This is a genomic window from Stappia sediminis (genome assembly GCF_009826895.1).
Taxonomy (GTDB): Bacteria; Pseudomonadota; Alphaproteobacteria; order Rhizobiales; family Stappiaceae; genus Hongsoonwoonella; species Hongsoonwoonella sediminis.
In genome coordinates, this window is the sequence record NZ_WUMV01000009.1 from 81,698 (window position 1) to 106,843 (window position 25,146).

Annotated in this window: 21 protein-coding genes and 1 tRNA gene; 7 read left to right on the forward strand and 15 right to left on the reverse strand. The window is 59.9% G+C overall.

The features are described from left to right. Positions 1-28 precede the first annotated feature (28 nt). Positions 29-1,009, reverse strand: coding sequence for a TAXI family TRAP transporter solute-binding subunit (locus tag GR183_RS18860; protein ID WP_160777230.1), 981 nt, complete (start codon positions 1,007-1,009; stop codon positions 29-31). A gap of 185 nt (positions 1,010-1,194) precedes the next feature. Then, positions 1,195-1,491, reverse strand: a complete 297-nt coding sequence (locus GR183_RS18865; protein WP_160777231.1) for a hypothetical protein — start codon at positions 1,489-1,491, stop codon at positions 1,195-1,197. Between the two features lie 231 nt (positions 1,492-1,722). Here GR183_RS18865 and GR183_RS18870 point away from each other — a divergent pair. Continuing rightward, a tRNA-Lys gene (locus GR183_RS18870) sits at positions 1,723-1,798 on the forward strand. Between the two features lie 320 nt (positions 1,799-2,118). Here GR183_RS18870 and GR183_RS18875 read toward each other — a convergent pair. After that, positions 2,119-2,601: a DUF2127 domain-containing protein gene (locus GR183_RS18875; RefSeq protein WP_160777232.1), complete on the reverse strand. Its 483-nt coding sequence runs from the start codon at positions 2,599-2,601 to the stop codon at positions 2,119-2,121. A gap of 832 nt (positions 2,602-3,433) precedes the next feature. On the opposite strand from GR183_RS18875, the gene GR183_RS18880 reads away from it, so the two are divergent. Continuing rightward, positions 3,434-3,760: a GYD domain-containing protein gene (locus GR183_RS18880; protein WP_160777233.1), complete on the forward strand. Its 327-nt coding sequence runs from the start codon at positions 3,434-3,436 to the stop codon at positions 3,758-3,760. Positions 3,761-3,863: 103 nt separating this feature from the next. Here the strand turns inward: GR183_RS18880 and GR183_RS18885 are convergent, their stop codons facing one another. From GR183_RS18885 to tpiA, 12 genes are all read right to left on the reverse strand, one after another. Continuing rightward, positions 3,864-4,676 carry an XdhC family protein gene (locus GR183_RS18885; RefSeq protein ID WP_160777234.1) on the reverse strand — a complete coding sequence of 271 codons (813 nt, stop codon included), beginning with the start codon at positions 4,674-4,676 and terminating at the stop codon, positions 3,864-3,866. An 11-nt stretch (positions 4,677-4,687) separates the two neighbouring features. Further along, positions 4,688-5,881: a vWA domain-containing protein gene (locus tag GR183_RS18890; RefSeq protein WP_160777235.1), complete on the reverse strand. Its 1,194-nt coding sequence runs from the start codon at positions 5,879-5,881 to the stop codon at positions 4,688-4,690. Then, entirely contained in the window at positions 5,878-6,750 is an 873-nt protein-coding gene (locus tag GR183_RS18895) for an AAA family ATPase (protein ID WP_160777236.1), read from the reverse strand. The genes GR183_RS18890 and GR183_RS18895 overlap by 4 nt, the downstream gene beginning before the upstream one ends. A 59-nt stretch (positions 6,751-6,809) precedes the next feature. Then, positions 6,810-9,230 (reverse strand): aerobic carbon-monoxide dehydrogenase large subunit, encoded by a 2,421-nt coding sequence (locus GR183_RS18900; RefSeq protein ID WP_160777237.1) that lies wholly within the window; start codon positions 9,228-9,230, stop codon positions 6,810-6,812. Continuing rightward, positions 9,227-9,721: a (2Fe-2S)-binding protein gene (locus GR183_RS18905; RefSeq protein ID WP_160777238.1), complete on the reverse strand. Its 495-nt coding sequence runs from the start codon at positions 9,719-9,721 to the stop codon at positions 9,227-9,229. The genes GR183_RS18900 and GR183_RS18905 overlap by 4 nt, the downstream gene beginning before the upstream one ends. A 13-nt stretch (positions 9,722-9,734) precedes the next feature. After that, positions 9,735-10,568, reverse strand: a complete 834-nt coding sequence (locus GR183_RS18910; RefSeq protein WP_160777239.1) for an FAD binding domain-containing protein — start codon at positions 10,566-10,568, stop codon at positions 9,735-9,737. 401 nt (positions 10,569-10,969) lie between these two features. Then, complete coding sequence (locus GR183_RS18915) at positions 10,970-14,152, reverse strand: efflux RND transporter permease subunit (RefSeq protein ID WP_160777240.1); 3,183 nt, start codon at positions 14,150-14,152, stop codon at positions 10,970-10,972. A gap of 6 nt (positions 14,153-14,158) precedes the next feature. Continuing rightward, the gene (locus GR183_RS18920) at positions 14,159-15,316 is read right to left on the reverse strand and encodes an efflux RND transporter periplasmic adaptor subunit (protein WP_160777241.1); all 1,158 of its coding nucleotides are present in this window, start codon (positions 15,314-15,316) and stop codon (positions 14,159-14,161) included. A 190-nt stretch (positions 15,317-15,506) separates the two neighbouring features. Then, a complete protein-coding gene (locus GR183_RS18925) occupies positions 15,507-16,379 on the reverse strand; it encodes a VOC family protein (RefSeq protein ID WP_160777242.1) in 873 nt (290 codons plus the stop codon). An 11-nt stretch (positions 16,380-16,390) separates the two neighbouring features. Then, positions 16,391-18,019 carry a CTP synthase gene (gene pyrG / locus GR183_RS18930; RefSeq protein ID WP_160777243.1) on the reverse strand — a complete coding sequence of 543 codons (1,629 nt, stop codon included), beginning with the start codon at positions 18,017-18,019 and terminating at the stop codon, positions 16,391-16,393. Positions 18,020-18,140: 121 nt separating this feature from the next. After that, complete coding sequence (gene secG / locus GR183_RS18935) at positions 18,141-18,527, reverse strand: preprotein translocase subunit SecG (RefSeq protein WP_160777244.1); 387 nt, start codon at positions 18,525-18,527, stop codon at positions 18,141-18,143. Between the two features lie 100 nt (positions 18,528-18,627). After that, positions 18,628-19,380, reverse strand: coding sequence for a triose-phosphate isomerase (gene tpiA / locus GR183_RS18940; protein WP_160777245.1), 753 nt, complete (start codon positions 19,378-19,380; stop codon positions 18,628-18,630). Between the two features lie 224 nt (positions 19,381-19,604). Between tpiA and GR183_RS18945 the strand changes: the two genes are divergently transcribed. Genes GR183_RS18945 through GR183_RS18965 form a run of 5 tightly spaced genes read left to right on the forward strand, consistent with a single transcriptional unit; the run spans position 19,605 to position 25,121 of the window. Further along, positions 19,605-21,500 (forward strand): peptidylprolyl isomerase, encoded by a 1,896-nt coding sequence (locus tag GR183_RS18945; protein ID WP_160777246.1) that lies wholly within the window; start codon positions 19,605-19,607, stop codon positions 21,498-21,500. Between the two features lie 54 nt (positions 21,501-21,554). Beyond that, positions 21,555-22,568, forward strand: coding sequence for an anthranilate phosphoribosyltransferase (gene trpD / locus GR183_RS18950; RefSeq protein WP_160777247.1), 1,014 nt, complete (start codon positions 21,555-21,557; stop codon positions 22,566-22,568). Positions 22,569-22,573: 5 nt separating this feature from the next. Further along, entirely contained in the window at positions 22,574-23,383 is an 810-nt protein-coding gene (trpC, locus tag GR183_RS18955; RefSeq protein ID WP_160777248.1) for an indole-3-glycerol phosphate synthase TrpC, read from the forward strand. A gap of 6 nt (positions 23,384-23,389) precedes the next feature. Further along, the gene (gene moaC / locus GR183_RS18960) at positions 23,390-23,902 is read left to right on the forward strand and encodes a cyclic pyranopterin monophosphate synthase MoaC (protein ID WP_160777249.1); all 513 of its coding nucleotides are present in this window, start codon (positions 23,390-23,392) and stop codon (positions 23,900-23,902) included. 4 nt (positions 23,903-23,906) lie between these two features. Continuing rightward, positions 23,907-25,121 carry a molybdopterin molybdotransferase MoeA gene (locus GR183_RS18965; protein WP_160777484.1) on the forward strand — a complete coding sequence of 405 codons (1,215 nt, stop codon included), beginning with the start codon at positions 23,907-23,909 and terminating at the stop codon, positions 25,119-25,121. Positions 25,122-25,146: the final 25 nt, after the last annotated feature.

Sequence of the window (25,146 nt, forward strand, 5' to 3'; positions counted from 1 at the left end):
CCGGCTTGCCAGACGGCGTTCGCCGGCGTCACTCGTCGTCCAGCCAGCCGCGTTCCACATAATAGCGCCTCGCTCCCGAATGAAGGGGGGCCGTTAGCGAGTCCCGTATCATCTCGTCGACGCTGAGCTGGGCAAGGGCTGGATGACGGCTTTTGAACGTCTCGAAATCCTCGAACACAGCCTTGACGACCTCATACACGGTATCGTCCGAAACGTCCCTCGACGTCACGAACGTCGCACCGACGCCGAAAGTTTCAACGTCTTCGTCGTTATTGTACATGCCCGCCGGAATGACGGCCCTTCTGTAGTAGGGATATTTTTCGAGGAGATTGTCGACACCCTTTCCGTTCACCGCGACAAGTATCGCCTCGCAGGAGGAAATCGTCTCCTGCGTGAGCGCGGACGGATGGCCCACAAGCCAGAAATAACTGTCGATCTTTCCTTCGCAAAGCGCCTGTCCGACATCTGCCGACTTGAGCTGAACGGCTTTGCCCAGCGACTTGCGATCCACGAGACCTTCGGCTTCCATCACCTCCCAGGTGCCATACTGACCCGAGCCGGGGTTGCCGATGTTGACGCGCTTTCCGGCAATATCCTCCAACCTGGATATGCCGGCGTCCGCGCGCGCCAGCATGGTCACCGGCTCGGCGTGGAGCGAGAAGACGGCCCGGAGGTCCTCGAACGCTCCTTCGCTCCATTGCCCCTTGCCCTGATAGGCGTTCGCCTGCACATCGGACTGGACGATGCCGAATTCGCGGGAACCGTCTTCGATCGCCCGGATATTGTCTATCGACCCGCCCGAGGGTTCGGCAAGGCAGCGGAAACCATGGCTGTCACGGGAATTGTCGACGAGCTGACAGATCGCCAGCCCGGCAGGATAATAGACGCCGGTCACGCCCCCGGTGCCGATGGAAACGAAATGCCGTTGGTCGACCGCCTGAGCCTGCGGTGTCTGGACGGAAGCTGCTGCGAAACAAAATGCCGCGACGGCTTTTACTATCGGCCGCATGCTCCCTCCCGCTCACTGTATTTTGTATTAACCGGTTCGAACGCCTTATCTTGTCGGGCGAACCGGGCATGGGCAACAAACAAATAGGTAAGAAATCGCCTTTGCCGATCGGCTACGGACTATCTCGTGCAATGCATCAAAAGTCCGTTATGCTTGCGGGCCTCGTCAGCCTTAGGGTCCATCCCCTAACGCGGCTCATCTGATTCGATCACAGAAAGAACCCGGCTTTTCAGTTCGCCGGCCGACATGCCCTTGCGAAGATCCTCCCGCCATTGATCGATGATCAGCCGCAGCGGCAGGGTGGTCCGGTCGCTCGGCAGGTTATCGAGATAGCCGGTGAAATACCGTTCCAGCGCTTCCTTATCGAGGAGATTTTGCTCCCAAAGCCCCTGGATGAGCACCATCGTCGCCGCGATGTGTCCCTTGACGAATTCCATCTCGACGCTGCTTGCGCCGACGCTCGTCACGTTGTCTTCACTCATGCCAATTTCAGCCCCGCGAGATCATTAGACCGCATCTAGCCTTTTCTTCTGTACGGATCACATGACGACCGGATCAATTTTCCGAAATTTCACTCGGATCATGGCGATCAGCAGGGCAAACGCGAGTTCCGGCTCGATAACCACGTCTTTCGCTCATCCGGGACTTGCCCTCGCCCGAACGAGTCGCTATGTCTTCGCTCCATCGACGGACACCGTTCCGGAGCTTGGTGAGAGCCTGTAGCTCAGTTGGTAGAGCAACTGACTTTTAATCAGTAGGTCCAGGGTTCGAGCCCCTGCGGGCTCACCATAGTTCCCCCAAACATAACGAACAGTTGGACTTTCGGGTAACGGGAAAACCCGTGCGGCGGGTACCTTTCTTGAGGCCACCGAACGGTCATTCAACCATTCGGGCTGCGCCCAACTGCCCTACCCTCGGCTGGCTATATCCGCCATTCCGGTTTCCCCCAGCAGCCTTGCCTTTCCCACATGCCTGGCTGGCCCCCGGCACCTGCGTTTTTCGACCTCAGCATATCCCGCGAAATCCAAATCCGATTTCGCGACAAGGATTTGCTCAAGACGGAATTCCTTGCCATGCGCTGAATGGTCGAAAGCTGCAGACCGAACCGTTTAATCGACTGGAAGATGCTTCCGCAAAAGCCGCCATTCATGCCAGACGAGAACGATAACGATGAGATCGAAGACAGTCAGCAGGATCAGCCCGAAAGAGCGGGTATAGCTGTAGCGGTAGAGCTGATAGACGATGAACGCGCCGAGGGCGACCAGCGACAGGGGATAGGCGACGAGTTTCTCACGCAACAACCCGACCACCAGGAAGATTTTGATCAAACCATGGCTGATCAGGTAGAAGGCATAAAAGGACTCGCTGGCCCCGGTCAGTTGCTGTGCCGCATTCACCAAGTGCGTGGCAACAAAATCCCTGGGATCTTCGGTCAGCTCCTCCTGGGTCAGAAAATTTACCCAATGAAGTATCTCCGGTGCCGAGACCAGATAGAACACAAATCCGCCAACGATCTCGGTCAGCGCGTGCAATCCTTTGAGAATGACACTGAATCTGAAGACTTGATGGATACGGCGCTCATTGACTTGCATACCGTGACCGACCCCATTTAACGAACTGCAAGCAATGGACGCCGCGGTCGGGCTATGCCCCAGTGCGCGCGTGAGGCATCGGAGCACTATGTGTCAGCGGTAATACCGTGTCTGCGTGACCGACTTTCTGTTGCCGAACTGCGTGCCCCGCTCATCCTGCCCTTGGCAAGCACTCTCTTCATACCCGCATTTTCCCAACCGGTTTTCCTTTTCCGCGCCCGGAATAACCATACGGTGCTTGCGTTTTTGAATAGGCTAGGGTCTGGACCCATAAAATTGATGCAAATGGCACCTGAAACGGCAAAGAAGTGCACGGAGAAGGGCGCGGAGCGGGTCGGGCACCCGGTCAAGCCCTTCGACGCGGCAGATCGAAGCCGTTTCGGTGTCTCGAAGATATGGCCGATTTGGCCGGCTACTTTGTCGCAAGATCTTGAAAACCGGCCTGGTTTCCTGCGCTCTTGCTCCTCGTATCCAACCAAATCGGCTCATACCATTTCCGTCAATTTTATGGGTCCAGACCCTAATAGCTTGCAAATCAAAATTCTGGCTTGGGCTGCAGGTTGGTTAATTTAAAATAAGAGATGCTTTGTGGCCGTGCAATTACTTAAGGTCTTTTACTTATTTCTGGCAATTATCGGAAAATAAAATCGCCCTGTGTGGTAAGCTGCGAAGGTAGTCCATTGTATCCGACTTGAGTGCAACCAGAGCGTTTTCCGTAGAAGCCTGATCGCTTTCGTAACCGGATTTCGCTCCAGCATCAAAATCCTGCGCATACCCTGGTCGCTATTTCCAATTCTTGTTCGACAGGATATGCGCTAAGGGAGGATAAACCATGGCTCTTTACCTGTATCAGGGCGCTTACACCTCCGAATCCTGGGCCGCGCAGCTCGCCGATCCCCAAAACCGGGTCGAAACTGTTGGAAGGGCGGTTTGCGAATCCGTTGGCGGCAGGCTTGTCGGCGGATGGCTCTCATTTGGCGAATTCGACATCGTCCTGATCATGGATGTTCCGGACAATGTCAGCATCGCCGCGATCGGCATGGCCGTCGGGGCCGGCGGCGCCATGAAATCCAGCAAAACAACGGTGTTAATGAGCGGGGATGACGGGGTGGCCGCGCTCCGCAAGGCATCTTCCGTCACCTACAAGCCGAAGAAATAGCATTTAAACTTCGAAACAAGCGGATACATGGCACTCTCCCCGGAGGCGAATGCCGCTTCCGGGGCGCACTCAATCGTCCTTTGAAAACAGGGCGTGCAAATATTCAACTTTCAGCCGAGATCAATCCGTTTTCGGCCTTTCCAGCGTTACGGCGTCGAACGATCTCGGCAAGAATCGAAATGGCGATCTCTCCCGGGTCCACCCCGCCAAGATCGAGCCCGGCAGGAGAAACCAGGCGGGCGAGACGATCGGGCGCAATTCCGCTATCCGCCAGTTTCTGCTTCAGAAATTCCGCTTTGCGCCTGCTGGCGACCATGGCCACATACTCTGCCGGAGATTCAATCGCGGAGCGCAGGGCCGCGAGATCGCCTTCGCCCTGGGTCGCGACGACGACGAAGTCGCTCGCCGATAGCCCGAGCCCCGATAGATCGGCATTTTCAATTGGCCGGAACGTTCCGCCATGCTCATCGAGATCGCCGCTGCCTGCGATGTCGTAACCGAGCAATGCGGCATGGCGCGCTACCGCCCGGGCGATCGGCGTTTTCCCGAAGATCACCACCATTGGCGGCCTGCGGTATGGTTCGAGCAGGATATCGACGGTGCCGCCCGACGGACAGCCGCTCTTGTAAAGCCTTACCCCGTCATCATCCTCCAGCGATACGACAGTCTCCGACGGCTTGACCCGGATGATGCCAGGCTCTCCCGATGCCAGGGCCTCCGCGGCCGCCTTGCGGGCAGCACCTTGCACGCATCCTCCACCAAGATGGCCGATGATCTCACCCGTATCCGTGATCGCCGCCTTGCAGCCGGCCTTGGCGGCCGTCACTCCGGCGGCGCGCAGGACGGTGGCGATGCAGAACGGCTTTCCCACTGAACGGAGGCGTTCGATCGTGTCGAAGATATCGAAATTCGTCATGTTGCCGACTTTCAAAGCTTTGCGAATTCATCCTCAAGGGCCGCCAGCGCCTCAAGGGTATTTGCAGGCAGATGCGCATCGAGATAGGGAAGTGCCGCGCTCATTCCGGCTGCGACCGGCGCGTAATTTCGCCAGCCCTTGAGCGGATTGAGCCAGACGATCCGCCCCGCCTTCCTGCGAATGCGCGCAAGGGCGGCCGCCAGTTGCCGAGGCTGGGAAGTGCAGTACCCATCGGAAAGAATGATCACGACCGTCCGCTTGTTAAGCGCCCTTGCGGCATAGGCGTCGGCAAAGGCGCCCAGCGAGCCGGCAATGTCCGTTCCCCCGCCGAAACCTTCCGCCATGAGGGAAAGGCGCGCTGCCGAACGCAGCGCATCCCGGTCACGCAGCGCCGGCGTTACCCTCATCAATCGCGTATGGAAAAGATAGGCTTCGGTTGCCCCGTCAGCGCCCACAAGCCCCTTCACGAACGACAGGAATACGCGCGCATAAACCGACATCGAGCCCGAAACATCGGCAAGCGCCACGATCCGCATCGGGCGGTCGGGCCGGCGCTTGAACGTGAGATCGACCGGGTCTCCGCCTCGCGCGAGGCTCTTGCGGATGATGCGCCGCAAGTCCGGAGCCTTGCCTCTGCGCGCGGCCTTGCGACGGCGGGAGCGCCTGTCTCGAATCGCGCGGGCAAGATCATGCGCGATGATCTCAGCCCGGCGGAGCGTGTCCTCATCAACCAGTTCGCGCAGATCGCGGCGGGTCAGCGCATCGGTGCGCGTGGCAAGAAGGCGGCCTTCCGTGCCTTCCGTCGCTTCGTCGCCCAATCCGGTCGAGCTGGCCTCGGGTTCGGCGGGCGTATTTCCATTCGCCTCTTCGCCGAAATGCGGCTGCCAGATCGTCGGGCGGCGCGACTGTGTCCGGATATGAGCCGATTGCCGTGCGTCCCGGCGCTGCCGGCCCGCATTGAACCAGTAGGCGTCGAACAGGTCGTCGAACTTGCGCCAATCCTCCGCACCGGCCGCAATCAGCGTCTTGAACGCCATTCGCGCCTGATCCGGATCAAGCACATCGATGCGCGTAAGTGCGGCAAGCGCATCCGCCGTTTCGCCCGGTCCCGCCTTCATGCCGTTCATGCGAAGGTGCGCAATGAAGCCGGAAACCCGCTCCGCGACACCGGCTGCGCGCTCGGGAAAGCGGGTAATCGCGCTCATGCCGCCTTGCCTATCAGTCGCTGGAGCACTTCGCCCGGCACGGCGTCCCGGTCCGCCGCCGTCTTGAGCAGGCAGACGATGCTTGCCTGTACCGCGGCCGGATCGTCATTGAGATCGTTTATGCCGAGCCCCGAGATCGCCGCCGCCCAGTCGAGCATTTCCGCGACACCCGGTTTCTTCTCCAATTCCTCACGCCTCAGCGCCTGAACGACACCGACGATCTGCGCGGCAAGGCGCGGTTCCAGTTCCGGCCCGCGCCGGGCCAGGATCGCCAGTTCCGTCTCCCGGTCGGGATAGGAGATATAGGCGTAGAGGCAGCGCCGGCGCAGCGCGTCGGAAAGGTCGCGCGCTCCATTCGCCGTCAGGATGACCATCGGGCGTGATTTGGCTTGAATCGTGCCGAGCTCCGGAACGGAAACCTGAAAATCGGACAGAATTTCGAGCAAATAGGCTTCGAATTCCTCATCCGCACGGTCGATCTCGTCGATCAGCAGAACGGGAGGCTCATCTTGTGAAATCGCCTCAAGGAGCGGGCGCCGAAGCAGGTATTTTTCCGAAAAAAGCCGTTCTTCGACGGCATCGGCCGCTTCATTCTCTCCGGCCGCGCGGATCGCCAGCAACTGGCGCTGGTAGTTCCATTCGTAGATCGCCGCCGAAGCATCGAGCCCTTCGTAGCATTGCAGCCTGATCATCCGCGCGCCGCGCACGTCCGCCAAAGCCTTGGCGATTTCCGTCTTGCCGACGCCTGCCGGCCCCTCCAGAAGAAGCGGCCGCCCAAGAGACAGCGCCAGATAGAGCGCCATGGCAAGGCTTTCATCCGCGACATAGCCTGCCTCGGCAAGTTGTGATTGCAGTTCCCTATGGTTCATTCCAGGCAACCTTTCAGGCGGCGCACGCCCGCAAAACGCGGGCGTGCAGCCGCTGGTTCTCAGCCGTGAAGGCCAAGGTCATGGGCGACCTTCCAGACCCGCCAATGGTCGTGCGGCATATTCGTCTGCGTCAGTCCGAACGGGCGGAAGGCGTCGTGCACGGCGTTGGAGAAACAGGGAACGCCGCCCACGTTCGGGCTTTCGCCGACGCCCTTCGCGCCAATCGGGTGATGCGGCGATGGCGTGGTGGTCCAGTCGGTCTGGTAGTTGGGCGTCTCGAAGGGCGACGGCCAGAAGAAGTCCATCAGCGTCGCCGTCTTGACGTTGCCTATCTCGTCGTAGGCCATTTCCTGGCCCATCGCGATGGCGAGGGCTTCGGTCAATCCGCCGTGGACCTGTCCTTCGATGATCATCGGGTTGATCCGCGTGCCGCAATCATCCAGCGCATAGAACTGGCGGATGTCGGTAACGCCGGTATCGACATCCACATCGACGACACAGACATAGGCTCCAAACGGGTAGGTCATGTTCGGCGGATCGTAATAGCTCACCGCTTCAAGGCCGGGTTCCACGCCCGGTATCGCCTGGTTGTAGGAAGCGAAGGCGATCTCCTTCATGGTCTTGAAGCGCTCCGGCGCGCCCTTGACCACGAAACGATCCACGTCGAACTCGACGTCGTCGTCGTGAACTTCAAGCAGGTAGGCGGCGATCATCTGCGCCTTGGCGCGGATCTTCCGCCCCGCCATTGCGGTTGCCGCACCGGCCACCGGCGTGGAGCGCGATCCGTAGGTGCCAAGACCATACGGAGCCGTATCCGTGTCGCCTTCCTCGACCGTGATGTCATCGGCCGGTATGCCGATCTCCGATGCAAGGATCTGAGCGAAGGTGGTCGCATGCCCCTGCCCCTGGCTGATCGTACCGAGCCGCGCGATTGCCGATCCCGTCGGGTGAATGCGAATCTCGCAACTGTCGAACATGCCTAGTCCCAGGATGTCGCAGTTCTTTACCGGGCCGGCACCGACGATCTCGGTAAAATGCGTCAGGCCGATCCCCATCAGCTTGCGGGTTTTGCCTGCCTTGAAATCCTCAAGGCGCTTTGCCTGTTCGGCCCGCAGGCCCTCGTAATCGACGGCCTTCATCGCCTTTTCCCAGGCGGCGTGATAGTTGCCGGAATCGTATTCCCAGCCGAGCGCCGACTGGTACGGGAACTGGTCGGCGCGGATGAAGTTGATCCGCCGCAGTTCGGCGGCATCCATGCCGAGCTTGATTGCAAGCACCTCGATCATCCGCTCGATGAAATAGGCCGCCTCCGTCACCCGGAACGAACAGCGGTAGGCAACCCCGCCCGGCGCCTTGTTGGTGTAGACGCCGTCGACGGAAAGATAGGCCGTCGGGATATCGTAGGATCCGGTGCAGATGTTCATGAAGCCGGCGGGAAACTTCGTCGGGTCCGCGCAGGCGTCGAATGCGCCGTGGTCGGCGGTCGTATGACACCAAAGCCCGGTGATCTTGCCGTCTTTGGTCGCGGCGATCTTGCCCTTCATCCAGTAATCGCGGGCAAAGGCCGTCGACGTCAGGTTCTCGATCCGGTCTTCCACCCATTTCACCGGCTTGCCGGTCACGATGGAGGCGACGACGGAACAGATATAACCCGGATAGACGCCGACCTTGTTGCCGAAGCCGCCGCCGATATCGGGCGAGATCACGCGAATATTGTGCTCGGCGATGCCTGAAATGAGCGAGGCGACGGTTCGCACCGCATGGGGTGCCTGGAAGGTGCCGTAAAGCGTGAGCTTGCCGTTCACCTTGTCCATGGAGGCAACGCAGCCGCATGTCTCGAGCGGGCAAGGATGCGTGCGATGATAGTAGACCATCTCCTCGGCCACGACATCGGCACCGGCAAGCACCGCCTCCGTCGCCGCCTTGTCGCCCTGCTCCCAGGTGAAGATGTGGTTGTTATGCTTGCGAGGGCCGTGAGCGCCCTCCAACTGGTCGCGAATGTCTTCCCGCAACACGGGCGCATCTGGTTCAAGCGCCTTGAAGGGGTCGACGATGACGGGTTGTTCTTCGTATTCGACCTCGACCAGTTCCACCGCATCCGCAGCGATATAGCGATCTTCGGCGATGACGAAGGCCACTTCCTGTCCCTGGAAAAGGACCTTGCCGTCGGCAAGCACCATCTGCTTGTCACCCGCAAGTGTCGGCATCCAATGCAGGCCGAGCGGTTCCAGATCGGCGGCGGTGAGCACGGCGACAACGCCTGGAAGCGCGGTTGCCGCCTCCGTATTTATCGAAAGCACTTTCGCATGCGCGTAAGGCGAGCGGACGAAATCGCCGAACAGCATGCCGTCCAGCTTGATATCGTCGACATAATTGCCCTTGCCCTGCGTGAAGCGGACGTCCTCGACGCGCTTTCGCGCGGTGCCGAGACCTTTGAGCGCGGTTGCGCGTTCTTCTCTGGTTTGCGCTGCCTCGGTCATTGCGCAGCCTCCCTTGCCGCGTTCAGTTCGGCCGCTGCGGCCAGGATCGCCTTGACGATATTCTGATAACCCGTGCATCGGCACAGGTTGCCCGACATGCCGAAGCGAACCTCCTCCTCGCTCGGGTTCGGGTTTTCCTGAAGCAGACGGTGCGCGCGGGTGATCATCCCCGGCGTGCAGAAACCGCACTGGAGGCCATGGTGCTCGCGAAACATCTCCTGGAGAACGCTCAAGGAGCCGTCGTCATTCACCAGTCCCTCGACCGTGGTGACATTCGCTCCGTTCGCCTGGGCGACGAACACCGTGCAAGCCTTCACCGACTTGCCGTCGAGGTCCACCGTACAGGCTCCGCAATGCGTGGTTTCGCAACCGATATGCGGCCCTGTGATATTCAGTTCCTCGCGCAGGAAATGGATCAGCAGCATGCGCGGCTCGGCCAGCGCTTCCACTTCCTTTCCATTCACCGTCATCTTGACATGCATCTTCGACATCTGCCCCTCCCGCTCAGTTGGCGCGGCCTTGCGCGCGCTCGATCGCGCGGCGGAGAATGACGCCCGCGAGGTGTTTCTTGAATTCCGCCGGTCCGCGATTGTCCGATGCAGGTGAAATAGCGGCCATCACCGCGTTGACCGCACCATCCACGTCACCTTTTGCCAGCGCGTCGTTGGCGCCGGCAGACCATATCGGCGTATCGCCAAGGTTCGTCATGGCTATGGAACCAATGCCCGGACCAACAATGACCGCGGCAGCGGCAGTGGCGTAATCTCCTATCTTGCGCTTCTGTTTTTCGTAAGCGTATCCGCTTCCAGCCTGAGGCTTGGCGATGACGATTCTGGTCAGAATCTCGTCGTCGGCAAGGGCGGTGAAAAACGCGCCTTCATAGAACTCGCGCGCCGCGATGCGCCTTGTACCCTTATCGCCGGCGACCTCATAGGATGCGTCAAGACATTGCATGAGCCCCGGCATGTCGTTGCCCGGGTCGCCATTGGCGACATTGCCGCCGATAGTGCCGACGTAACGAACTTGCGGATCGGCAATCTGCAGCGCGGCCTCGCGAATGATAGGCACTGCCGAGGCGAGCGCGTCATTTTGGATCAGTTCATGCTGGGTCACCATCGCGCCGATGGAAATTTCATCGCTCGTAATGGAAACGCCCTTGAGCTCGCCCACATCCTGAAGGTCGATCAGATGCTCGGGATTCGCCACTCGCAGCTTCATCATGGGGATCAGGCTGTGCCCTCCCGCCAGCACGCGCGCATCGTCGCCGAACCGGGTCAACAATCCGGCTGCCTCAGTTATGGTCGACGGTCGGTGATATTCGAAAACACCAGGAATCATGTCCCTGTTTCCTCCCTGCCGGCGCGCCATTGTCCGGCGCTTGCAATCGCTCTGCGTATCCCCCCGGATTTCACCGCATCGCAATTTGTATGATGTTGATCTTACTTGCGGTCCGCATGCAATACGCACTGCACCAATGCAACTACATCTTTTTCATCAAACATATCTTGGCGTTACGTAAATTCATATCTGAATATTATTATGATAGCGTCCAAATATATTAATGATTACAATATCATAATACTTATGCACGCGCCACCGTAGCACAAATAACCTTTTTCGCATTTGGCCGTCGAAATAGACGTAGAATTCCAAAAATCCGAAGAATGTCAGCGCCCATGGACTTGATAACCCATGAGGGAGTCGGGCGTGAATAGCGGCTTCTTCCTCAGGGATGTTATTCAGCTCGCCGGCGCTTCGGCCGTTTCACTCTCCCCGGGCTTCGCCTCCACCTGATCGGCGGGCGTATCCGCGCCCTTGTATTGCCCTTTTACGCGCTCACGGAGGATCTGCATGACGACGTAAAGTACCGGTATCAGGATCACACCGATCGTAGTGGCCATGAACATGCCCCCGAAAACGGCAAAGCCGATGGCTTTCTGGCTGGCCGCGCCAGCGCTCGACGCCGTCATAAGCGGAACGACGCCGAGCAGGAACGAAAGGGCCGTCATCATCACCGCCCGAAAGCGCAGATGCGCGGCCTCAGCCGCCGCCGCCACGATGGATTTTCCTTCGCTGCGCTGCTCCATGGCGAATTCGACGATCAGGATCGCATTCTTCGCGCCAAGACCGACAAGCATCACCATGCCGATCTGCGTATAGAGGTTGACGTCGCCGCCCGTGGCGAGCACGGCAAGGAACGCGCCGAAGAGCGCCACCGTGACGGACATCAGGATCGCCACCGGCATCGACCAGCTTTCATACTGAGCAACCAGGAAGAGATAGGCGAAGAGGATCGACAGCATCAGGACGAAGACGACGATGGCCCCGGCCCCCTTCTGCTGCAGCGCCGTGCCCGTCCATTCATATGCATAGCCCGGCGGAAGGGCCTCGGTCGCCGCGCTTTCCATGCTGTTGATCACGGTGCCGGTCGAAGCGCCGGGCTTGGGCTCCGCGTTCACGGATGCCGCGCGGAACATGTTGTAGCGGTTGATCATTTGCGGGCCCAGAACGTTCTCCACCGTAACGAGAGTGCGCAGCGGAACCATTTCGCCCGTGCCTGAGCGCACATAAAGCTGCGAGATGTCCTCCACGCGGTTTCTGAAAGCACCCTCCGCCTGGATCATGACCTTGTAGACACGCCCGAAGAGATTGAAATCGTTTACGTAATAGGAACCGAGATAGGCCTGCAACGTCAGAAACACGTCGGAAACATTTACTCCAAGGGTCTTCGCCTTCTCGCGGTCGAGGTCCACGAAGACCTGGGGGACGTTCGAGCGGAAGGTCGAGTAGGCCTGCCCGATCCCGGGAGACTGGTTGGCCGAATAAACCAGAGAACCCGCGGCGGACGCGAGATCCTGCGGTGTACCGCCGCCCGTTTGCTGCAGCTTCATCTCCACGCCGCCCGTCGTTCCAAGGCCGGGGATCGGCGGCGCATTGAACGCGATGATATTAGCGCTGGCGATGGTGGAGAATTCCTGCCAGAGCCGCGCCAGGATGGAATCCACCTTCAGCGAGGGTTCCTGCCGTGCGTCCCAGGGCGTCAGCGTCACGATAATCATCGCGCCGTTGGGCAAAAGGCCACTGTTCAGGATGCTGTAGCCGTTCACCGTCACGACATGGGCGATCCCTTCGACCTTCTCGAGCCGTGCCTCGATATCCTGCGTTACCGCTTCGGTGCGTCCTAAGGCGGAACCGTCGGGAAGCTGTACATCGACCATCAGGTAGCCTTGATCCTCTAGCGGCAGGAAACCCGACGGAAGGCGTCCGCTCAAAAGCACGATACCGCCGATGATGACCGCAACGGCGACAAGCCCGACGAATGACCGCTTGACGAGACGGCTGACAATGCCGGTGTAACCATTTCGGACACGGTCTATCCCCCGGTCGAAGACCGCGAAGATTCCTTTTGCCTGCGCGCGCTGTTTCAGCACGAGGCCGCAAAGCGCCGGCGAAAGCGTGAGCGCGTTGATCGAGGAAATAACCACGGAAACGGAGATGGTGACGGCGAATTGCGAATAGAGCCTTCCGGTAATGCCCGGCATGAAGATCGTCGGGACGAAGACGGCCAGAAGCACCAGCGTCGTCGCGACGACGGGACCGGTGATCTGGACCATGGCCTTCGCGGTCGCTTCCTTGGCGGCGAGCCCCTCCTCCGCCATGATGCGCTCCACGTTTTCCACGACGACGATGGCGTCATCCACGACGATGCCGATAGCAAGCACTAGCGCGAACAGGCTGATCGTGTTGAGCGACATTCCGAACGCCAGCAGCACGGCGAACGTACCGATCAGCGAAACCGGGATCGCCACGACGGGAATGATCGTTGCCCGCCAGTTTCCAAGGAAAATGAAGACGACGGAAACCACGAGCATGAATGTCAGCATCAGCGTGGAGATCACATCGTTGAGCGATTGTTCCACGAAATCCGTCGTGTTGAACGGCACGGAATACTCGATGTCGTCGGGGAAGGACTTCGACAGGTCCTCAAGGCGGCTCAGAACACCTTCCGCAACCGCAAGCGCATTGGCGCCAGGCGCCTGGTAGATCGCGAGAACCGTGGAAGACTGGCCGTCGTATTTGCCGCTCGCGGCGTAGATCTGGGAACCGAGATCGACCCTTGCGACATCGCCGATGCGCACGATCGCGCCATCGCTGCCGGTCCGCAGGACGATATTCTCGAATTCTTCCACCGAATCGAGGCGCCCTTTAGCCTTGATCGTGTATTGGAACTGCTGGCCTTCGGGAACCGGCGGCGCGCCGATCTCACCGGCCGCCACCTGGATGTTCTGGTCCTGAATGGCCGTTATGAAATCCGAAGGCGTCATGCCAAGGCTCGCCAAACGGTTCGGGTCGAGCCAGATGCGCATGCCATAGGCGAAATCCGTCAGCACCTCGGCCTTGCCGACGCCGGTTACACGGGCAAGCGAATCCTTCAGGTTGATCGAAGCGTAGTTCGATAGAAAAACTTCGTCGTATGTTCCATTCGGCGAATAAAGCGTGATGACGAGCAGCATGTTCGTGCTTGCTTTTTGCACGGTCACACCGTTCTTCGTCACTTCGCTCGGCAGTTGGCTTGTCGCCTGGCTCACCCTGTTCTGCACGTTGACGGTGGCGATATCGGGATCGGTGCCGACGTTGAAGGTCACATTGAGGGAATAGTTGCCTGAGTTGGTGCTGTTGGACGACATGTAGATCATGTTGTCCACGCCGTTGACTTGCGCTTCGATCGGGGCTGCGACCGTTTCTTCCAGAACTTCGGAGTTGGCGCCAGTGTAGGTCGCGCTGACGTTCACCACAGGCGGCGTGATTTCCGGAAACTGGGCGACGGGAAGCGCGATATAACCAAGAATGCCGGCAATGGTAATAACGAGCGAAATCACCAGCGCGAATTTCGGCCGGTAGATGAAGAATGAGGACAACATCGCGCCTTACCCCGCCGGCTGATCGCTCAATACAGCGTTTACCGGCACGCCGGGCCTCACCTTCTGCAGGCCTTGCACGATAACGCGGGTGCCTTCCTGCAGGCCGTCCTTCACCACAAAGTCGCCTTCGACCTGCTCGCCGAGGTCCACGTAACGCTGCTCGACCATTTCCTGGTCGTTGATCGCAAGCACGAAGGGGCCTTTCTGGTCGCGCTGGATCGCTGCTTGCGGAATGACGATGGCTTCCACCGTGGCCGGCGCTTCAATGGTGACCGTCACGAAGGTTCCGGGGACAAGAGTCTTGCTCTTGTTCTCGAATTCACCACGGATCGAGATCGTGCCCGTGTTGGGGTCGACGACATTGTCGATGAAGACGATACGTCCGCTTTCATCGAAGGTGTCGCCATTCGGCAGCAACAATTTCAGGTTCGGCAATTCGTCTTTTGCGTTGGGATCGTTTGGATCCGTGCCGGCATTCTTGAGGGCGTTCAGCAAATCCCGCTCGCTGACGGAAAAACCGACATAGACAGGCGCTTGGCTTATCAATCGGGTGACCGGTTCCGCGGTCGGCCCCACCACATCGCCGACGCTATAGACCACCTTGCCGATGCGCCCGTCGAAGGGCGCTTTTATGTCAGTGTAACCAAGGTTGAGCTCAGCCTGCGTTTGCGCTGCTTGCGCCGCTTCCACAGCAGCATCCGCCTGCTCCTTGGAAGCCAGTGTCGCCTCGTATTTGGCCTTCGAGACATGGCCCTTCTGGTAGAGGTCCTCATCCCTCTCCAGATCAGCAACCTTTAGCGCGGCATCCGCTTCAGCCTTGGCAACTTCCGCCTTGGCGGACAGGAGAGCGGCTTTATAAGGCGCCTTCTCGATCGTGAAGAGCAACTGGTCTTTCTTGACGACGGCGCCGTCCTTTACGTCCTTCGTCTCCAGAAACCCCGAAACCCGAGCCACCAGTTCTGCGTCATCGACAGCCTGTATCTGTCCGACGAACTGGGCGGAGCGGCGCACTTCCTGCTCCCGGGCCGCCGCGACCTGTACAGACGGGGCTTCCGGCGTGCTTTCCGCCTGCTGCTCGCCTTGGCACCCCGCCAGGATCGCAGCGGCAATCATCAACGGCAGGAAACGCAAGGCTCCGGAATTGAGAAATGAGTTTTCAGGCATCTCTTTTCGCGCCCTTCCCTTTCCGACGTGCGAAGCAGATAATTACGCGACGTCAGATTATTCGGGAAGCAGCGGAACACAAACCTAAAAATTCACTATTCGTCATGCCTTAGGCAAAACTGCGCAAGCAGCCTCATGGGCCTTGCGGACGGATCTCTGCCTCTGAGGGTTTTGTGTGTTCTTTGGCGGATCAGTCGAAAATCAGAGAGAGGCCGAAGCAACCTTCGGCAGGAATGACCAGGCCGCCCTGTGAGCGATAGTGATTGACGCCCGCACCCCGCAGGCATGCTTCCAGGGTGCCACGATCCGTCGCCTTCATTCGAATGGCAGCAATCGACGGGGATAAAACGGCACTGCTGGTGTTGGCATCACCATACAGAGCCCGGTAGCCGGCGGGCGTGAACAGGTCGACGTCTCCGCGCGGCGTGGCAATCTCGATGCCGAGGCTCGTCGTGCGGGTTTCGCGAACGCCGGTGAAAGCGGAATAGAAGATGTGGTGATCCGCCGGTTCGGCAACGGCAATGACCGCTGCGGATATTTCATTCACCGAATTCGGATGCTTTTGGAACCTTTCTTGCCAGAAATTCTCCGGAAATCGATGGTGGCACGTAAAGAAACCTATATCCGGCGCATGCTCGTCCCGCGTGAACGTGAGATCGAAAGCGACCTTGCGTTCGCTGCCATCCGGGCTTTTCGCGATACGTTCGAACGAAAACGGCTTGAACGTCGGAAGTCCCGCCTTTTCAAAGGCTTGCCTGTCATCATCCGGATCGCGGCTTTCCATCACAAGCATCGAGCCGCCCTCGCGCTGCTTCAGGAAATCGCGGTTGAACGCGCCGAAGGAAAACGCCCCATTACCCGCATCGGGAATGAGTGCTTCATCGCCGACCGACAAAAGCTCGATGAAGAATCCGTTCAGTTGGATCAGCCGGTTCACCGTTCCCCACGGATGGCGCGCCAGCGGTGTCAGTGTAAAGCCAATGCCTTCCAGAAACCGTGAGGCTGCATCGATATCACGCACCGCCCAGACGACATGATCCAGACCGCGGGCAAGGATTCCCATCGCTTATCCCCTCAAACCAATCGGCTTTGATCGACGGCAGCCGAAATGAAGGAGGCGAAAAGCGGGTGCGGCTCGAAAGGTCGCGATTTCAGTTCAGGATGATACTGCACGCCGATGAACCACGGATGATCGTCGATCTCTACCGTTTCCGGCAGTACGCCGTCAGGTGACGTACCGGCAAAGCGAAGTCCCGCCTTCTCCAGCCTCTCCCGGTAGCCGATATTCACCTCGTAACGGTGGCGGTGGCGTTCGGAAATCTCGGTGGAGCCATAGATGGATGCGATTTTCGACCCTTCCTCGAAACGTGCGGGATAGGCACCAAGACGCATGGTACCGCCGAGGTCGCCCTCAGCGTTGCGGATTTCAAGCTGGTTGCCCCGCGTCCATTCCGTCATGAGGCCAACAACGGGCTCGCCGGTCGGGCCGAACTCGGTCGAATTGGCATCATCGATGCCAGCTAGGTTGCGAGCCGCCTCGATCACGGCCATCTGCATGCCGAAGCAAATTCCGAAATAAGGAATCTTATGCGTACGCGCGAAGCCCGCCGCCGCGATCTTTCCCTCCGAGCCGCGCTCTCCGAAGCCGCCTGGAACCAGGATGCCGTTGACGTTCTCAAGCCAGGGCGAGGGATCTTCCTTCTCGAAGATTTCCGATTCGATCCACTCGAGATTGACGCGCACATGGTTGGCGATGCCGCCATGGACAAGCGCCTCGATCAACGACTTGTAGGCATCCTTCAGCACCGTGTACTTGCCGACGATGGCGATCGTCACATCGCCTTCCGGATTTTTGATGGTGCGGGAAATCTCGCTCCAGCGGTCGAGATTCGGCGCCGGTGCACCGGTCAAACCGAAGGCAGCCAGCACTTCATCGTCCAGCCCCTCTTCGTGATAGGCCATTGGCACATCGTAGATCGACGCGACATCATAGGCCGGAATGACCGCTCCTTCCCTGACATTACAGAAGAGCGAAAGCTTGCGCCGCTCGTTTTCCGGGATCTTGCGGTCGCAGCGCACCATCAGGATATCGGGCTGGATGCCGATGGAGCGAAGCTCCTTAACGGAATGCTGCGTCGGCTTGGTCTTCAGCTCTCCCGCACTCGGGATGAAGGGCATTAGCGTCAGATGAATAAAGACTGCGTGTCCACGCGGCAGTTCGTTACCAAGCTGTCGAATCGCCTCGAAGAACGGCAATCCCTCGATATCGCCGACCGTGCCGCCTATTTCAACGAGCACGAAATCGTAGTCTTCGTTGCCGTCCAGCACGAAGTTCTTGATCTCGTCGGTCACGTGGGGAATCACCTGCACGGTGCCGCCGAGATAGTCCCCGCGCCGCTCTTTGGCGATGATGTCCTGATAAATCCTGCCTGTCGTAATGTTGTCCATCCGGTTCGCCGGACGGCCGGTGAAACGTTCGTAATGGCCGAGGTCGAGGTCGGTTTCCGCCCCGTCGTCGGTTACGAAGCACTCACCATGCTGATACGGGCTCATGGTGCCCGGATCGACGTTCAGATAAGGGTCGAGCTTGCGCAGTCTGACCTTGTAGCCGCGTGCCTGGAGCAATGCGCCCAGTGCCGCAGAGGCCAAACCCTTTCCAAGAGAGGAAACCACGCCGCCGGTGATGAAGATGTATCGCGCCATGGACCATTACCATATCGCTTCGCGACGGAATTAACCGCCCGAAATTTACGTAACACACAGAAAAGCGCCCCGCGAAACGCGCGCAGGGCGCCCTGATCGAACTTAGAAGGATCCCCGCCGCCTACTGTGCGGCGGGCACCTGCGGACCGCTCGGCGCCGGAGCCTGCTGTGGCTGGCTCTGCCCCTTGAGCTGATCCAGAATCCCCTGGCCGCTGCCCGAAGTATCGCCTGCCGGAGCGGTTGCTCCATTCGGAGCGGCATCGAGGATCGACGAAGGACGATCGTCATTGCGCGCAAGAATAGCGAGCGCCAACGACGTGATGAAGAAGAGCAGTGCGAGCACCGCGGTCGCGCGGGTGAGCACGTTCGCGCTGCCGCGGCTCGACATGAGGCCGCCGCCACCGCCGCCGCCGATCCCCAGAGCGCCACCTTCGGAGCGCTGCAGCAGGACCACGAGAACGAGCGCGAGCACGACCATCAAATGTATGACGATGATTACGGTTTCCATCGCAGGCCATTCTTGTCCGTGGAATTGAGGCGCCTTCTACACGAATGCTCCGGGGCTTTCCACCCTTGCCACGAATAAATGATCACACGTCGGGCAATCTTCAACGGTAGGCGGCGACGATGCCCAGAAAATCCGCCGCCTTCAGGCTGGCTCCGCCCACAAGCGCACCGTTTACGTTTTCCACACCCATGAGCTCTTGGGCATTGGCGGGCTTGACCGAACCGCCGTAGAGAATGCGCATGGCCGCGCCCTCCTCGCTGAAGCGCTCGGAAAGTTTCTGCCTGATGAAGGCGTGAACCTCGGCCACATCGCCGGCGGTAGGTGTCAGGCCGGTCCCGATCGCCCAGACCGGCTCATAGGCGATTACCGTGTTTTCGGCTCTCGCCCCCTCAGGAACCGAGCCGGCAAGCTGCACCGCCACGACGTCGAGCGTTGCCCCGCTTTTACGCTCCGCTTCGGTCTCGCCGATGCAGATGATTGCGACAAGGCCCGCACGCCACGCGGCCTGCGCCTTTTTCATAACGATTTCATCGCTTTCGCCGTGGTCGGCGCGGCGCTCGGAATGGCCGACGATCACAGCACTTGCGCCGGCGTCGGCCAGCATTTCAGCTGAAATATCGCCGGTGTGAGCGCCCTTTTCCGCAAAGTGGCAATCCTGCCCTCCGATCGCGATGCTTGCGTTCGCGGCTTTCGCGGCGGCGGCGACAAGAGTGGCGGGCGGACAGATCATGATGTCCGCATTCAAGCCATCGCCGGACAGGCCGGCCTTTACCGCGTCCAGTTCGCCAAGGCTCCCGGCAAGCCCGTTCATCTTCCAGTTCCCCGCGACCAGCGGCCTGATGGTGCCCGACATGCGCCTTTATCCCGTTTCCCGATTGTCTTGCGGCAAAGTGCTATCAGAATCGCGAAACGGATCAAGCTTCAGCCGCTGGAAAACGCGTTACGGCAGCCAATGAGATTTCCCTTCCAGCGCGCCTTGCCCCGTCAAGGCCGCCTCACTATTATCCGCCCACTTTCCAGCCTGCCGACAACTTTGCCGGCGGGCCTGCCCAGACTGTCCAGGAACGGAATTCGGAAATGCTCGATACACTGCGCAACAGCGCGAAATCATGGCTTGCGAAGCTCTTGATCGGCCTGCTCGTCCTGAGTTTCGCCATATGGGGGATATCGGGCAACCTTTTGACCGTCGGAGGCGGCAACATCGCCACCGTCGGCGGCCAGAAAGTCACCGCGGTCGAATTCGAAAACGCCTACCGCCGCAGGCTCGATGCGCTTGGCCGGCAGCTCGGCCGCCCGGTCACTCCGGCGCAGGGAGCCGCGTTCGGCGTACCGGGCCAGGTCCTCGGGCAGCTCGTGGCGGAAGCCGCGCTCAACGAGGTCGCGCAAAACCTCAACCTCGGCATCTCGGACGAAGAACTTCTGAAGCTCATTCAAAAGGATCCCTCGTTCCAGAACGCCTCGGGCGGATTCGACCGCAACCGGCTGGCTCAGCTACTTGCGGCCAACCAGATAACGGAAGACGAGTTCGTCGAAAGCCGCCGGCTGCTGGCACGCAGGCAACAGCTTGCCGAAGGTCTCGCCGGCAGCGTCACCGCGCCCGAAGCTTTCGTTGAAGCGATTCACAGACACGCAACAGAAACGCGCGTGGTGCGTTACGTTGACCTTGGTCCGGACCTCGCCGGCGAAATTGCGGATCCGGACGAGGCAACGCTCGAAGCCTTCTATGAAGAAAACAAGGGTGAATTCCGCGCGCCGGAATACCGGACCGTGAGCATTCTTGAAGTGACGCCGGAGAAGATAGCCCGCCCGGAGGAAGTTTCGGCGGACGCGGTTCGCGACGCTTATGAGCGTTCGCAAAACCGCTTCGGCGAACCCGAGAAGCGGCGCATCCTCCAAATTACGTTCGATAGCGCGGAAGCGGCTGCGGAGGCGGCAGCGAAGCTCGCATCTGGAACGACCTTCGAAGACCTGCTCGAAGAGCGCTCGCTGACGGTGGAAGATGCCGACCTGGGTTTGATCGCCAAGGACGCCTTGTTCGATTCCGCCATCGCCGATGCCGCCTTTGCGCTGAAAGAAGATGAGACGTCAGGCGCAATCGACGGCCGCCTTTCAAATGTGATTGTGAAGGTGAGTGAAGTTCAGCCTGCCCGTATTCGCCCTCTCGAGGAAGTCGAGGACACGCTGCGTCAGGAACTTGCCGAAGCAACGGCGGAGCGCGAAGTGCTGGACCTGCACGATGAGGTTGAGGATGCCCGCGCCGGCGGCGCCACCCTTGCCGAGGTTGCCGGCCGCTTCAGCCTTGAGGTTGAGAAGCTCGCCCCCTTCGACAGCGCGGGCAAGGACAAGGACGGAAACGAGGTCAAGCTGCCGGAAGTGCGAGATTTCATCTCCGAAGTGTTCCAGAGCGATGTCGGGGTGGAAAACGATCCTCTCCAGGTCGGCCGGCGTGGCTTCCTCTGGTTCGAGGTCGATGAGGTGACGCCGGAGCGCGACCGCGAACTCGGCGAAGTGCGCGACCGGGTCGTCGAACGCTGGAAGAGCGACGAACGCGCGGAAAAGCTGGACGAAATCGCTAAAACCGCAAAAGATGAACTCGATGGCGGCAAGGCGCTGGAAGACGTCGCTACCGGTCTTGGTGTGGAGGTAAAGACTTCCGAACCGGTTACCCGAGGAAATCCTTCGGGCGATCTGACAGCGGAGGCAGTTACGGCCGCTTTTTCCGGACCAAAGGGCACGATCGCCAGCACCGAGGGCAAGGACGGGCATCGTCTGTTGCTTGTCGTAGACGAAATTTCAGCGCCCGCATTTTTCGCCGAAGCCGGTGACGTTGCTCAACTCGGCCAACGCCTGGCGCAGGGCCTGCAGGATTCCATCGTTGCGCAATACGTTGGCACAATGGAAAGCCGTATCGGGGTCAGTATCGACCAGGCGGCCCTGTCACGAATCCTCGGCCTGGGCAACACCGATGGCTGACGTTCGCCCGACCAGTAAAACAGGACGAACCGCTGGAACGGAAGGGGGGCGATCGTGACCAATCTCAAGGCGTTGATAGGACGCGTGGCGGGAGGCGCCGCGCTAACGCGCGAGGAAGCCGAAAGGGCTTTCGATATCATAATGTCGGGCGAGGCAACGCCAGCGCAAATCGGCGGCTTCCTGATGGCGCTGCGGGTACGCGGCGAAACCGTCGACGAGATTGCGGGCGCTGTCGCCACCATGCGCGCCAAGGCCTTGCCGGTGGAAGCCCCGGCAGGCGCTGTCGACGTTGTGGGGACCGGCGGCGACGCCTCTGGCACCTACAATATTTCCACCTGTTCGGCCTTTGTCGTGGCAGGTGCCGGCGTACCTGTCGCCAAGCACGGCAACCGTTCACTCTCCTCAAAATCGGGCGCGGCCGACGTTCTGATGGCGCTTGGCGTTGACGTGAACATTCCGCCGGAAACCATATCCGCCTGCATCCGTGAGGCGGGCCTCGGATTCATGTTCGCGCCGAACCATCATTCGGCAATGAAGCATGTCGGGCCGGCGCGCGCGGAACTTGGTACGCGAACGATCTTCAACCTCCTCGGACCGCTGACCAATCCGGCCGGCGTGAAACGGCAGATGGTCGGCGTCTTCGCTGAAGAGTGGGTCTTGCCGATTGCCGAAGTCTTGAGAAATCTGGGCACGGAAGCCGCGTGGGTGGTGCATGGTGCCGGCGGCCTTGACGAGATAAGCACCATTGGCCCGACGACGGTCGCCGCCCTCAAGGACGGCGAGATCACCCAATTCGCGATTTCGCCGGAGGAAGTCGGGCTTCCGGTTGTGGAACCTGCCGCACTCAAGGGCGGTGAAGGTCCGGAGAATGCGCGTGCCCTGCTCGATGTTCTTGACGGCAACCAGTCGCCCTATCGTGACGTCGTGCTGATGAATGCGGGCGCAACATTGGTCGTCGCCGGGAAGGCGGCGGATCTTGCCGAAGGTGTGGAGCTTTCCAGAAAATCGATTGACTCCGGCGCGGCGCGCCAAAGCCTGAAGCGTCTGGTCGCCATATCGAACGGTTGAGGCAGATGGCCGATATTCTGAAAAAAATCGAAGCCTACAAGCGCGAAGAGATTGCTTCCGCCAAGGCCGTATTTCCATTAGAAGAGATCCGCAATCGCGCGGAAGAGGCCGAGCCGACGCGCGGGTTCATTCGCGCTCTCGAAGCCAAACACGCTTCAGGTGAATACGCGCTGATTGCCGAAATCAAGAAGGCGAGCCCATCCAAAGGCCTGATTCGGGAGGATTTTGACCCGCCCGCGCTTGCCAGGGCCTATGAAGCAGGCGGTGCCGCCTGTCTCTCGATCCTGACGGACACGCCTTCGTTTCAGGGTAAGCCGGACTTTCTGACAAAAGCGCGAGCTTCCGTATCCCTTCCCGCCCTCAGGAAGGACTTCCTGTTCGATCCTTACCAGGTCTTCGAAGCGCGGGCCTGGGGTGCGGATTGCATCCTGATCATCATGGCGGCGGTTGACGATGCGGTCGCGGCCGAGCTTGAAGACGTGGCAACCGGCCTCGATATGGACGTTCTCGTAGAAGTCCACGACGAGGCCGAACTTGAGCGGGCCCTCAACCTAAAATCGCGCCTCATCGGCATCAACAACCGCAACCTGAAGACCTTCGAAACGAACCTGGAAACGAGCGAACGGCTGGCGCCGAAGGTGCCAAAAGAGCGGATTGTCGTGGGAGAATCGGGCCTCTTCACGCCGAGCGATCTTGCGCGAATGGCGGCTGTCGGTATCGAAACGTTCCTTATCGGCGAAAGCCTGATGCGGCAGGCAGACGTCGAGGCGGCAACGCGCACGCTTCTCGTCCGCACCTGTGAAACGGCGAATTGACCCGCAATGGCCGAGGAAAAACCGGAACTTACCCATATCGACAAGACCGGCGCCGCCAGCATGGTCGATGTGTCTGAAAAGGACACGACATCCCGAACGGCAGTCGCCCGCGGCGAAATCCGCATGAAGGCGCAAACGTTACGTATGATCCTTTCCGGCAACGCAAAGAAGGGCGATGTTCTGGGAGTTGCCCGCGTCGCCGGGATCATGGCGGCAAAGCGCACGCATGAGCTCATCCCGCTCTGCCATCCCCTGCCCTTGTCCAAAGTTTCGATAGAGATCGATCCTGACGACACGCTTCCGGGCCTCGTCGTCACTGCGACAACAAAGGTCTCCGGCCAAACCGGCGTGGAGATGGAGGCGTTGACCGCCTGTTCGCTCGCGTGTCTCACGATCTACGACATGGCGAAAGCGGTCGACCGTGGCATGACGATCGGCGAAATCCGGCTCGTGGAGAAAATGGGCGGCAAATCGGGACACTGGCGCCTTGCCGATGAACCCGATCAGGGAGTTGAGTGAGCCCATGGCGCTGATTTCCGTCGACGAGGCTCTTGCCCGGCTGCTCCGCGACGTAAAACCGCTGGAAACCGAGGCGATCCCACTTGCCAGGGCGAACGGGCGGGTATTGGCCGCACCACTTTTTGCCCGTCGCACACAACCTCCATTCGCCGCATCCGCGATGGATGGTTATGCAGTCCGCGCTGCGGATATCGCGCAGGTTCCGGCAACATTGGAAATCATCGGCGAGGCGCCTGCCGGGCACGGGTTTTCCGGCTCCGTCGGGCCGGGCGAAGCGGTGCGCATCTTTACCGGCGCACCGGTACCGGACGGTGCGGATGCCATCCTCATCCAGGAAGACACCGAACGGAACGGAAACCGGGTGACTGCACTGGAATCCGTTCCGCAGGGAAATTTCGTGCGCAAGGCCGGTCTCGATTTCACCGAAGGCCAGGAACTCATTGCGGCAGGGCGCCGTCTGAATTTCCGCGATATCGCACTGGCGGCGGCGATGAACCATGCAAAGGTTCACGCGGTGCGCAGGCCTCGTGTTGCCATCCTCGCCACCGGTGACGAGCTTGTTCTTCCGGGCCAGGAACCGGGTCCCGATCAGATTATCGCATCGAACAGTTTCGGCGTAGCCGCCTTCGTGGAGGACTGCGGCGGAAACCCGATCGACCTCGGGATTGCCGCCGATACGGAAGAAGCCCTCGCAATCAAGATTGGCAAAGCCGTCGAGGAAAAGGCCGACGTGCTCGTAACGCTTGGCGGCGCATCGGTCGGCGATCACGATCTTGTACAGGATGTCCTGGGCTCGCAAGGTATGGAGCTTGCTTTCTGGCGCATTGCCATGCGTCCCGGCAAGCCGCTTATGGCCGGCCATATCGGTCCTGTGCGTGTGCTTGGATTGCCCGGCAACCCGGTGTCGAGCCTTGTCTGCTCGCTTCTTTTCCTGAAACCCTTGCTTCTGACGCTTCAGGGCGCGCAGATACCGCCAAGGACAATGGAAACAGCCCGGCTTGGAGCAAGCATTGCCGAAAACGACCGGCGTGAGGACTATATCCGAGCACGCCTCTCCTTCGACGAACAAGGCAATGCCGTCGTCACGGCCTTCGAGCGGCAGGATTCTTCCATGCTCGCCACGATGACGGCAGCCGACGCCCTGATCGTACGCTCCCCCCACGCCCCTGCCGCCAGCGCAGGCGAAATCGTGCCGATCCTGCGCCTCGACATTCGGTAACCGGTCCTTAACGGTTGCAGAACAC

What these genes read in the sequence shown, in the direction of transcription:
- pyrG (WP_160777243.1), bottom strand. Translation starts at nt 18,019, where the DNA reads ATGGCGCGATACATCTTCATCACCGGCGGCGTGGTTTCCTCTCTTGGA.
- GR183_RS18945 (WP_160777246.1), top strand. Translation starts at nt 19,605, where the DNA reads ATGCTCGATACACTGCGCAACAGCGCGAAATCATGGCTTGCGAAGCTC.
- tpiA (WP_160777245.1), bottom strand. Translation starts at nt 19,380, where the DNA reads ATGTCGGGCACCATCAGGCCGCTGGTCGCGGGGAACTGGAAGATGAAC.
- secG (WP_160777244.1), bottom strand. Translation starts at nt 18,527, where the DNA reads ATGGAAACCGTAATCATCGTCATACATTTGATGGTCGTGCTCGCGCTC.
- GR183_RS18915 (WP_160777240.1), bottom strand. Translation starts at nt 14,152, where the DNA reads ATGTTGTCCTCATTCTTCATCTACCGGCCGAAATTCGCGCTGGTGATT.
- GR183_RS18925 (WP_160777242.1), bottom strand. Translation starts at nt 16,379, where the DNA reads ATGGGAATCCTTGCCCGCGGTCTGGATCATGTCGTCTGGGCGGTGCGT.
- GR183_RS18905 (WP_160777238.1), bottom strand. Translation starts at nt 9,721, where the DNA reads ATGTCGAAGATGCATGTCAAGATGACGGTGAATGGAAAGGAAGTGGAA.
- GR183_RS18965 (WP_160777484.1), top strand. Translation starts at nt 23,907, where the DNA reads ATGGCGCTGATTTCCGTCGACGAGGCTCTTGCCCGGCTGCTCCGCGAC.
- GR183_RS18920 (WP_160777241.1), bottom strand. Translation starts at nt 15,316, where the DNA reads ATGCCTGAAAACTCATTTCTCAATTCCGGAGCCTTGCGTTTCCTGCCG.
- GR183_RS18895 (WP_160777236.1), bottom strand. Translation starts at nt 6,750, where the DNA reads ATGAACCATAGGGAACTGCAATCACAACTTGCCGAGGCAGGCTATGTC.
- GR183_RS18900 (WP_160777237.1), bottom strand. Translation starts at nt 9,230, where the DNA reads ATGACCGAGGCAGCGCAAACCAGAGAAGAACGCGCAACCGCGCTCAAA.
- GR183_RS18865 (WP_160777231.1), bottom strand. Translation starts at nt 1,491, where the DNA reads ATGAGTGAAGACAACGTGACGAGCGTCGGCGCAAGCAGCGTCGAGATG.
- moaC (WP_160777249.1), top strand. Translation starts at nt 23,390, where the DNA reads ATGGCCGAGGAAAAACCGGAACTTACCCATATCGACAAGACCGGCGCC.
- GR183_RS18875 (WP_160777232.1), bottom strand. Translation starts at nt 2,601, where the DNA reads ATGCAAGTCAATGAGCGCCGTATCCATCAAGTCTTCAGATTCAGTGTC.
- GR183_RS18860 (WP_160777230.1), bottom strand. Translation starts at nt 1,009, where the DNA reads ATGCGGCCGATAGTAAAAGCCGTCGCGGCATTTTGTTTCGCAGCAGCT.
- trpC (WP_160777248.1), top strand. Translation starts at nt 22,574, where the DNA reads ATGGCCGATATTCTGAAAAAAATCGAAGCCTACAAGCGCGAAGAGATT.
- GR183_RS18880 (WP_160777233.1), top strand. Translation starts at nt 3,434, where the DNA reads ATGGCTCTTTACCTGTATCAGGGCGCTTACACCTCCGAATCCTGGGCC.
- GR183_RS18885 (WP_160777234.1), bottom strand. Translation starts at nt 4,676, where the DNA reads ATGACGAATTTCGATATCTTCGACACGATCGAACGCCTCCGTTCAGTG.
- GR183_RS18890 (WP_160777235.1), bottom strand. Translation starts at nt 5,881, where the DNA reads ATGAGCGCGATTACCCGCTTTCCCGAGCGCGCAGCCGGTGTCGCGGAG.
- GR183_RS18910 (WP_160777239.1), bottom strand. Translation starts at nt 10,568, where the DNA reads ATGATTCCTGGTGTTTTCGAATATCACCGACCGTCGACCATAACTGAG.